Genomic DNA, 11,317 nt, shown 5'->3' on the forward strand with positions numbered 1-11,317 from the left:
AAAACTTGAAACGGTCTCACATCTCATGTTCTTATTTATCTATAGTGGGTTTACATAACACCACCCACCGTGGTAATTTCAATACATCTCATGTTCTTATTTATCTTTCCGTCCGTACCTCCTGTATGCTCGGGTTTGGGAATTTCAATACATCTCATGTTCTTATTTATCGTGATAGCCGATTATTTAACACGGGAGATAGAAGTAATTTCAATACATCTCATGTTCTTATTTATCCTGTAGGAAGATATTCGCCAATTATTACATCGAATTTCAATACATCTCATGTTCTTATTTATCGTTTATTAAATTCAACATTTTATCATAAAATGGCATTTCAATACATCTCATGTTCTTATTTATCATAAAAACGTATATTGCTAACTCGAATTCATAAAAATTTCAATACATCTCATGTTCTTATTTATCGGATTTTACACAAAAGAAGAATGCTCTACTGACCTATTTCAATACATCTCATGTTCTTATTTATCACGGACGAAGAATTGGCAAAAACTTTAACTGCACAATTTCAATACATCTCATGTTCTTATTTATCGCAAATCCTTGTAGGGAATGTTTGGTCCGCACCCTCATTTCAATACATCTCATGTTCTTATTTATCGGTCTGTGTATTGTTTGTACTCGTCACCATATCCGTATTTCAATACATCTCATGTTCTTATTTATCTTCTTATCTATGCTCGGTTTGTATGTTGGAAAGATATTTCAATACATCTCATGTTCTTATTTATCGTATAAGGGGAATGGTTTAAACTATGCAGATGGCAATTTCAATACATCTCATGTTCTTATTTATCGCATGGCATTTAAAAGAATTGGTGGAGGACTTGTAAATTTCAATACATCTCATGTTCTTATTTATCGGAGTGCGGCTGGAAACCTATAACTTTCGTCAATATTTCAATACATCTCATGTTCTTATTTATCTGTAGTTATCCACACAAGGTTTTGTTTAGCAGCCGAATTTCAATACATCTCATGTTCTTATTTATCGAATGTCAAGTGCCATGTTTTTGCATTTTAAATTTATTTCAATACATCTCATGTTCTTATTTATCTTACAGAAACTTCAAGAAGAGGGAATTGAAGAAATATTTCAATACATCTCATGTTCTTATTTATCCGGGATATTCGGATGTGTCTGTAAACGAACCTTGTATTTCAATACATCTCATGTTCTTATTTATCGAACCCTTTAGCCTTTCCACTTTAAACTTAAAAAACATTTCAATACATCTCATGTTCTTATTTATCTTCCGCAAGTTTCTTTCCTTTATCCGATTTTTCAATTTCAATACATCTCATGTTCTTATTTATCGATGATAGCACCGTCAAAAAGTTTCTTTTCTGTCAATTTCAATACATCTCATGTTCTTATTTATCAATTAAACCAAGTAAGAACATTGTATTATCCGAAGATTTCAATACATCTCATGTTCTTATTTATCCTTTCTTCCGTTCTTCTATCCTTTCTTCCCATGACTATTTCAATACATCTCATGTTCTTATTTATCGCTTGTAGGTCTTCTTGTTGTAGTTACTGCTGAAAGATTTCAATACATCTCATGTTCTTATTTATCCCCGACTGTCCCGCTGTTGTCCCTTGCGTGTCCCCATTTCAATACATCTCATGTTCTTATTTATCTCGTTTAGATTATTCCCGTGAATGGGCAACTCGCTATTTCAATACATCTCATGTTCTTATTTATCGGTGCTATTAATATGCGAGGAGGTATTAGATTATGAATTTCAATACATCTCATGTTCTTATTTATCTTTAACCCTGCCTGAACTAAATCATTAACTTCACGCATTTCAATACATCTCATGTTCTTATTTATCCAACGCTTTTACGCCCTTCTCATTTTATATAATACGCAACTTTCCTTGATTTTTCAACGTTTTCTTGCTTTTTTACCAACCTCCTGTTTCTTTCTCAACTTTTCATAGAATTATTCTACTTCCCCCTTAATTTCATTGAATTTCCAGTATTTTTCACTCCACATCGCCTGGTAAATTATAGTATTAAAGTTTCCCCATTTTCAACTTCTCCCATTCCCAAAACTTCCTCACCAAAAACATTTTCATTCATCAATTTAATAATACAAATAAAATCCTCCTTTTCATTAATTACCTTCTTCAAATCTTGTCGAAGCATAATGAATTTCGACGGTGTCATTTCACCTCGAAAAACTGACTTTTGAAAATGGGATAAATATTTTTTGCACACTTTAAACACCTTTTGAACCCGTTTTTCACCAACATCATAAAACACAAAAGCATAATTATAATTTATCTTTTTTGCCACTTAATACCCTCCTTTTAAACTAAACGGAAGAAAATCCTTATCTTCCATAATTTCCTTAATCAATTTATAACAATCCAATTTCAACGCCGTACGATATGTAACCTTTCTCTTTAAAATTGGATGCTGAAATACAGACTCCATCCTTCCTTCAAAAGACTCTATAAATATTTTTCTTCCTTCCTCATTAAGTAAACAATAATTAACTTTCTTTTCAAAATGCTTACTGACTTGTATTTTACGATTGTTTACTAAGTCAAAAATTGTTCGATATACAATTACTGGCTTAAACACCTCACTAATATCTAAACTTAAAGAAAACCTATTTTCTGACGGCTCATGCAGAAAACTAATACGCTGATCTAAATGTGTTCTAAAAATTGCTGAAATCGTTTTTGTATAAAGAAGCGTATTCCCAAAAGAAATCATTGCATTTATAGGATTATCCGGTGGTCTTTTTACACGTTTATTCATAACGAAATCTTCTGGAAGAAAATATTCAAAACAACTATAAAATCTTGACCATAATTCACCTTCTACAGACATAAGTACCTTAATATTTTCTGCATCTTCTACATTTTTATAGAATTCTTTTTTAATCCAATCAATTGTCGGTTTTACTTCCTTTTTTTCATGTTTATAATAGTGGTATAAAACTTCATATATATTGATTCCTATTCCTTTTACAATTGCTTTTGCAATTTTCAACCTATCATTTTCAAACTTCTGCACCTGTTTAACCAATAACTTTCCACTCATGTATTGGTCTTTTGGATAAAATGTTCCACTATATCCGCCATAATAATTAAAAAAATGAACCACCACATGATTTTGTCCCAAAAAATCCAAAAGTTTACTGTTAAGACTTATCTCATTTAAACAATAAATTTCTTTTGTATTTTCTATTGGAATATAGACATTCTTTCCGTCTTTTCTAAAACATAAAGAATTATCTTTTCGTGTCAACTCTCCCATCGAAGAAATATATTTTGTACTTCCCATATTATCCCTCCATCAAATATAGCAATACTCATAATATGCACATTTTTTACATTTAGGCTTATCTAATACCGGAGGTACCTCTTCCTGCATTAGTAATTCCTCAATTTCATATATATACTGCTGCAATTTTTCTTCCACCTCTTCCGTCAACTCTAAAACTATTGTCTTTTTATTTTGTTTATTTTTCTCCACAAACTCTAATTTCCCTTTTCTGCCTATTCCTTTATCTTTCAGTACTTTTAAATAAAAAATAAGTTGCCACTTAGATGCTTCTATATCCGCATCTGACTTTTTAACCTCTGTCAAATATTCTGCTGTCAGTTTGTCCAATCGGATATTTTCAATTGCAATTTCTGTGTTGCATTGTTCTGCACGTTCCTCATGAATTGCCTTCCCTATTTTTACTGCTTCACTGTTATCCTCCAAATTCATTCTATTTCCAAACAAATAGCACTGCCGTTTACAATGGAAATAGTAATTCATTAGCGTTCCATTTACCTTCATAATCTAACCTTCTTTCTATACAAAATTTATAAATTCTCCTATCTCTCCCTGAATCTTTTTTCTATCTAACTTTCCGTCCTTAAAATACTTTTCACCATCATCTATATAAAAAATCTCACCTACTTTATCATTATAGATTAAATTCGGATTTTTCTTTATTTGATAAATAAAACAATTCATTTTGCTCATAATCTGGGAAAGTTTTACTTTTTTCTCAGCATAGTCCATACTGAAATCTCCCAATAATTTCACATATTCCTGCCATACCTTTTTGCCATCTAGTTCTTCTGTTATTTTTCGGGCGAGATATACGGACATACTCCATGTATCTTCTTCAATTAATTTCATTGCACCTGCAATTTTAGGCCAATTCATTTTTCCAACCTCATCTTGAAAAAATGAATCTAATCCTTCATCGTCTGAAGAATTATCTACAATTCTTTTTAAAACATCTAATATTTTCTCATAATATAATGAAAATCGTTTAGATATTAAGATTTCTCTCATCTCCGTATTTTCTACAGTAAAGCGTTTATCAATCCGCACATCTCCGTCTTTATATATTTTTTCAGGTTCATCTACTTTGAAGAAATAAACTTCCCCTTCGCGTAAACAGGAACGATTAATTCTTCCCATAAACTGCTCCTCGCTATCCAATTTCGATATATTTTTGTAACCTATATCCATATCAATATCTACACCTGCTTCTACAACCTGTGTTGCAACTAAAATAATTCCGTTTTGGCTCTTTTTTACCCGCTGCAACATTCTACTACGCTCCATAATGCTATCTTCACCCGACATATATTCCACATCACACAATAAATCTTTTCTTTCTTTTAAACATTCAAAAAATTCAGATGCAGAATCCTTTTTTATAAATTCCACTAATATCTTTTTCTTTTCAGAAACCTTATTCAATATATGTTCCAACAAATCCTCTTTTATATTATCAGACTCTAACAGTTCATAAGATACCTTGACTCTCTCTTTAAAACATACATGGGAAAAATATTTATCTCTGTTTTGCATTAATTGAACTGTTTGAGATGCACTCTCACACAAAACGTTTAAATTCGGTAGTGTGGCTGACATAACAATAATTTTCATATTTAATAAGTGTGAAAATACCTTCAAAAAATAAATCATTTTACCCCATATTTTATTTTTATAACTTTGAATTTCATCTAAGACAACTACGCTGTTCATAAACTGGTGAAATCCAAACGCAGACTCTCTCGTGTATCCAAACATTATGTCAAACAAACTGACATGAGTGCTGATAATCATTGGATAATTTAAAAATTGCCTGTCCAACAATGCTTTTTGATAATAAAATGTTTGCTCCGTTTCCTCTTCTTTCTCTTTTGCTTTTTGAGTTATCTTAATTGGCGTTAAGGAATTTACTACAGCAATTTGCTCCAAAATCTCTTCATTGTTGCCGAAAACTTTTTTTAGATTATCCATATTTTGTTCCACTAGTGTATTAAATGGATAGATATAATAAATCTTTCGCAAATCTTTTTGTTTTTTTATCAACTGAAAACTAAGATTCATCGCTGTATTACTTTTTCCACTTCCTGTGGGCGCTTCTAAATAAAATATTGAAGATTCTACATTTTCATGTAAAATACATTCCGCCTCCGTTAATATTTCCGTTCTAAGATCATTGATATTTTCCTTTTTTATATTCTCCATCGGTTTGGGATATTTCTCTCTCTGGTAAGTTCTTACACTTTTCATTACATCTGTCTTTTCATAAATATCTAACCATCTATCAATTTCATTCAAACTTCCAAATTGCTTAATTTCCTTCTGCGCCATGAATTCTGTTGTCGCATAATAATCACTTGCTACAAGAAAAGAATATAACAATCTTACATAGGTATATAGCACTATATTTTTTTCTCTGCTCCAATCTGTATTCTTCATTTCCCTCAAAGCATTCAGCAATTCCTTATTTGTTAAAGCAATTTTTTTCTGATAACTCTCACATTTTCCTTCACAAAATATATCTAATATATCTTTTCCCTCACCTTCTATTAACGAAGATTGGAACTTTTGAAAATCCTTAAGATCACTATGATGCTGGGCAATTACATAGGCATGATAAATAATCAATGGTCGGAGTTTCTGTTTATCCTCTTTTTCTTTTACTTCCTTTTTAAGTTCTTGTACATAATAATCAATATACATAACCGCTGATATTAAAGAATGTTTTTTGCCCATATGAGCAAACATATTTTTCTCTGTAATTTCTCGATTGCTCATTGCCTGTTTTTGAAAATCCGGATTTATTTTTCCCATGTCATGAAATAAAGGAATTCCCTTTATCATTTTTTCCAAAAACTGTACTCCAACCGCCGAAAGTTCCCCAAACATTTCTTTAATAAATCTGCTCAACATTTTTTCCAAACATTTTTCTCTCGCCAATATTTGAAAATATTTTATTGTACAGTCAAGGTGCTCTGTTAATAATTCCTGTCTAATAACATTCCCCTCATCATCACTCTCGATGTGTGCATAATATTTCTGTATTTCCTTTACAAGTGTATATACGTTTTCCAATCTCTTTTCTCCTCTTTTACAAAAAGGAGACCTTTTTTTCTAGCAGGCCTCCAGTTTCCGTCAATCTGTATTCTACTTTTTAACACTTTTAGTAAAATATAATTTTCTTTCCGTCACTCAGTTCATAAACTTTTTTCCTATTTACATTTACGGCTTCATCTGTATATAAAAAAGTTTTTAGTTCATACAGATTTGTAATTTTATGCAATGTATATGGCAACGCTTCCTTATATTGAAAAGTTCCAAATAAATCCAACTCCTCTTTATCATCAAAATCTAAATCTGCTACTGAAACAAATTCAACCGGAGAAAGACAGTCCAATCCGCCTAATTCAAAATCACATACTGTGGCTTCTTCCACCACAACATTACTGATGCTTGCGGGATGATCATTTTTCCCCAAATAAGGATAATAAACACATCTTTTTTCACAAATTGCTTCTTTTATTTTTTGTGCTTCTTCTGAATCTATCAACAGACAAATTTCCCACTCCGGATTTTCCAACCACTGTTCTTTTACAACTAAATTTCCTCCTTGCTCCTTTGAAGCATATCCTACGGAGTTATTAAAGATCTGAACTTTTTTTGTTATATATCCTTTTTCTTTTTTAGGAAGAATGGAAAGTTGCAAATCCTGTAATTTCTCATAAAACTCAGGTAACTTTTCTGTTAATTTCACTTTCTTTTCGCGTTCAAATCCACTCATTTGCATATATCCGCCATATCCCAATATCGCACCAAACATTCCAAGCAACGCCACTTTATGAATATTTCCATAAGTAAAATAGTAATATGTATTTACTTCTGGTTTTTTAAAAAAAGCAGTATTTCCACTCAAATTAAATCGCAGTATTTCCATCGACTACACCTCTTTTTGTGTGCGGATATCATATTGCTGCATATTTTCAGATACTCCTTCTAAAATAGTTGTATGCGGATTATAGTAAATATCCACTCTTTCAATTTTTTCTCCCAATTCTTTTAACAATTCCGAACACTCTACTTTTATTACATTCTTTTCTATTCCTTTTTCAAACTGAATATACTCAGATAAATTTGGTAAGTATGTGTCCGCCTTTGTCTCAACAAATAGTGCAAATTCATTTTCACATCCTACCTTCGAGTTTGTTGCAAATGATGTGGCAGATACAAGTGATGTTCGTTTAAAATTCTGATAATCTTCTTCCGTATATCCTTCTGTTACCCCTAATTCTACTAATTCTTTATATGCCATTGGATTAATCACAAACGGGTAAAAATAGTGCGCTTCATTACTCACAATTTTTGTTCCCAGAGTAGAATTTTTAGCATCTTCATCATTTCTAAAAGGAGATAAAATCTGCTGTTCTTCCGCGTTTGTTCCTGCATACTTATTAAACCCCTGACCAATCTGTACTGCTCCTGTAATTGAAATATTACTTCCAACTTCCGCAAAAGTAGCACCAAAATTTTTAACATCTACACAGTTCATCAGATTTTTCAAAACAACTGTTACGTCTTTTAAGTCACTTCCCTCATATAAAAACTCATAGCGTTCTCTTAAAGATTTAGGCATTAAAGATATTTCTCCGCTTTTACTTGGCTCAGATATTTTCATTGATTTAATATACAGAACCTTTTCCCCTTCATTGTCCCACATTTTTTTCATTGGATATTTCAATGCTTTATCACTTCCAAATACTTCTCCGTCACTTGTTGTCTTTGGAAATCCTGAAAAATCCGCATTCCAATTTGCCATAATTGATGAAATTCCTAATACACCGTACACTCTCTTATTCATAACTCTTCTCCTCCTTTGTGTAAATAAGATTTTGATTTAAAAATCCAAAAATAATCATATCCTGATCAACCCTGCCACTCGGATTATATTCTTCCACCAATGTCATCATACGTCCTATGCGACTTGCTCCATATAAAATTGCATAATTATATCTTTTATATAATTGCAAAAGTTTTAATTTAATCACTTCATCTTTCTTTGCATTTAAAAACGGATTTATCAGTGACTGCTTTTTGTTTTTTGATTTACTCAAAGAAATTAAAAATGCCGCCATCTGTCCAACAGCATAATAATATTCATCATCGTTTTCCAGCCATGTTTCTTTTCCTTCGCAAACTTTTCTCTTCACACTTTTTACTATTTCCTGTTTCCTTTTCTCCATGTTCCCTTCTCCTTTCAAAAAATACTCTTCAAATGACCACCGTAAATTCAACTGCCACAAAGCCCTCTCCCGATACCCATTTAAAATACTTCCTTTTATTAAATCCAATGACACCTTTTTTATGACTGTGAAAAAATTCTGGTCAATTCCTTCTCTGACCCAGCCAAAAATAGTATCCCTCGATGCAATAATACTATTTTTTAATACTCCGTCTTTAATATTTATCTCACTCGCATCTACACGATAATTGCTTTCGAGATAATTCGAAAAAAAGACTTCATGAATTAATTTTCCGACTTGCACTCTTGTATAATATCTTCCATACTTGTCCATATATTCTGGGTGTTTTTCATTTTGAAAACAAATTATATTTTGAAAATCAAACGGTATTTCCAATTCCTGACGAAATCCTGTAATATTATCCTGACACTGTATTTCCAGCTCTTTTCCTTTTTTTATTCTCAAATAATACCCTGCTTCTACATTCTGCGGATCTTCCTCAGGATAATACGATCTAATCTTTCTTTCCACCGTATCCACATACACATCATACTTTCCCTTTGAAGCCAAATTCATCAGATAATCAAAAAACTCCCTTTGCAATATAACTTTATCCCCATCTAACAAGTATGATACCGGAATTTTTTTCGTCTTTGCAGCAAGATATGGTTTCTTCGCATTCATTCCCAAATTATTATCCGGAAGACCATATACTTTATTTTCTATTTCTACATTATAGTCATTATTATTGTAAATATTAGGAAGTAAATATCTTCTTTCTTCTCTCTCGATATTTTCATGCTCCGTTTCAAAAAATATTTTCAAATAATCCTTTTTGCTAAAATCCACATTTTCTAAATGAAAAATATGTTCCTTAATCCATTGCTTATTTCTCTCTAATTCATCAATCTGAACGGAACCCTCTGTTTCTTCAAAAAGTTCATATATTTTACTAGCCTCTTTAGATTTCTTATATTTTTGTTCTAAAGGTTTTTTTAACACTTCATAATATCCATCAATAATTTCTTCTGTCAATTTCTTTGTAACAATACTGTCTTTCTTGACAAAAAAAGAATAGTAATTGTTAGAATGAATCACTTTTTTACTGTCAACAGGTTTATTCATAGAGACTAATCTGCTATGGTAATCATAAAAACAAGCCTCTTCTATATCAGAATTACTCGTCTGAAGTTTCCTTGCTTTCCTATCTAACTTAACCTCTATACTCTCCTTAATATTCCCCTGTCTATCAACAAAAATATACGTTCCATCTGCTAACATATACGAATCCAATATAATGTCTCGCCCTCTTTCTCGCTCCTTATTTAACACTTCTTCAAATACTTCTAAACACTCTTTTAACATAGGAACCTCCTATTATAACCATCTGTAATTCACAAATCCCGCCCCGCGACTGTTCATCTCACACATGCCTGTTCCAATAGCCATATGTGCGAGTTGCTGTGCAGTAGGGTGATCTGAAATATGAATACAAAATTTATCACCAAGCAATTTAATATTCTTATATTCCATCGCTACCGGAACTTTATTTGAAAAATCAATCATCGTGTAAAATTCAAAATCTTCATCTAATTTCTCATTCTCAAATTCATTCCATTTTTTTATTAAGTTCACCTTTAACCGTTCTCCATATTCGAATAAACTCATATACTTCCGCCAATAACCACGAGCATCTTTCATTATGGCCGGAGTTAAAGTATACAAACATTCTATATGTTTTTGTGGAATAATCCTTATCTCTGACGTCAATCCTTTCATCTCTTCTGTATAAGTATTTACACAAATCTCACTAAAATATTTCGCAAGTTTCCTATCAATTGTCCGAACTGTCACTGTATAGATTTTCCCCTTTTTATACCCCCCATCTCTTTCCAGTGGATAAAGATAATCGTGGCTATAACACTTATAACAATTCGTTTCATGAAATTTCGATAGTTCTTTGTCTTCCAAAAATCCCTTATCAAAAAATGCGGATATTTTTGTCTGTACACGATTGAGCGGAATATCTTTAAGTAAAAATACTTTAAGCCTTATCTCAAATACCGTCATCCTTGTGTCCTCCTTTTGTTTTTGTATCGTCCTTTTCTTTAATCTCAATATACTCTTCCTCATTACATTTGTCAATATAAATATTTATTTACTATTGAATTTTTTGTACCATAACATTGCTTTCATTATTTTACTGCTTTACATCATATGTTTATATTTATCTAAAACCAAATATTTATTTACTATATTTCAATACGCCTCGCGTTATTATTTAACTTCTAATATTATTCTTTTTGTTCCATCTATCGGAATTCCATAATATATTTTCCCCAGTATAAAGTTCTATCTCCTCTTTCTCAGAGTCTATATCAAATTCACTTTCCATATCTGTAATTATCCTGAGAACTTCCTACTTTATACTTACAGCATCTATTCCTATCTGCCACCTCAAATATCTACTATTATAAAACAAACTGTTCTAAGTAGTCAAATATTTCTATAAGAAATGCTTCCCAAACTAATCATCATATAGTAATCTTAAATAAAAAAGGGGGAAACCAAAGAATTAGTAACAAATACCTGAAAAAAAAGAAATATTACTCCTTCTTAAAAGAAAAGAAAATATATGTAATAATGGAGTTTCATATAAAAACAAATTCCTTAAAAATAGTACGGAAAAGATTATCGATTAAATCTAATACCTTAGTTCTAAATAGGAGGAAGTGGTGTTAGAATATAAATA

The 11,317-nt window shown here is 31.4% G+C and carries 8 protein-coding genes and 1 CRISPR repeat array; all 8 genes read right to left on the reverse strand.

What is annotated here, in order from left to right; translation table 11 throughout:
- The first annotated feature begins 75 nt into the window (after positions 1-75).
- Positions 76-1,866: a CRISPR direct-repeat array (repeat unit 30 nt; unit sequence ATTTCAATACATCTCATGTTCTTATTTATC).
- A gap of 175 nt (positions 1,867-2,041) precedes the next feature.
- Complete coding sequence (cas2, locus tag ACYPXO_RS10870; RefSeq protein ID WP_459640594.1) at positions 2,042-2,332, reverse strand: CRISPR-associated endonuclease Cas2; 291 nt, start codon at positions 2,330-2,332, stop codon at positions 2,042-2,044.
- Positions 2,333-3,331: a type I-B CRISPR-associated endonuclease Cas1b gene (gene cas1b, locus ACYPXO_RS10875; protein WP_459640595.1), complete on the reverse strand. Its 999-nt coding sequence runs from the start codon at positions 3,329-3,331 to the stop codon at positions 2,333-2,335. It abuts the gene before it with no gap.
- 12 nt (positions 3,332-3,343) lie between these two features.
- Positions 3,344-3,835 (reverse strand): CRISPR-associated protein Cas4, encoded by a 492-nt coding sequence (locus ACYPXO_RS10880; RefSeq protein WP_459640596.1) that lies wholly within the window; start codon positions 3,833-3,835, stop codon positions 3,344-3,346.
- 15 nt (positions 3,836-3,850) lie between these two features.
- The gene (gene cas3 / locus ACYPXO_RS10885) at positions 3,851-6,403 is read right to left on the reverse strand and encodes a CRISPR-associated helicase Cas3' (protein WP_459640597.1); all 2,553 of its coding nucleotides are present in this window, start codon (positions 6,401-6,403) and stop codon (positions 3,851-3,853) included.
- A gap of 88 nt (positions 6,404-6,491) precedes the next feature.
- Positions 6,492-7,262, reverse strand: coding sequence for a type I-B CRISPR-associated protein Cas5b (gene cas5b, locus ACYPXO_RS10890; protein ID WP_459640598.1), 771 nt, complete (start codon positions 7,260-7,262; stop codon positions 6,492-6,494).
- Positions 7,263-7,265: 3 nt separating this feature from the next.
- Entirely contained in the window at positions 7,266-8,183 is a 918-nt protein-coding gene (locus tag ACYPXO_RS10895) for a type I CRISPR-associated protein Cas7 (RefSeq protein ID WP_459640599.1), read from the reverse strand.
- Positions 8,176-9,930, reverse strand: coding sequence for a CRISPR-associated protein (locus ACYPXO_RS10900; RefSeq protein WP_459640600.1), 1,755 nt, complete (start codon positions 9,928-9,930; stop codon positions 8,176-8,178). Before ACYPXO_RS10900 ends, ACYPXO_RS10895 begins: the two co-directional genes overlap by 8 nt.
- 12 nt (positions 9,931-9,942) lie before the next feature.
- Complete coding sequence (locus tag ACYPXO_RS10905) at positions 9,943-10,635, reverse strand: CRISPR-associated endoribonuclease Cas6 (RefSeq protein WP_459640601.1); 693 nt, start codon at positions 10,633-10,635, stop codon at positions 9,943-9,945.
- Positions 10,636-11,317 lie beyond the last annotated feature (682 nt).

The organism is Faecalimonas canis (genome assembly GCF_054601575.1).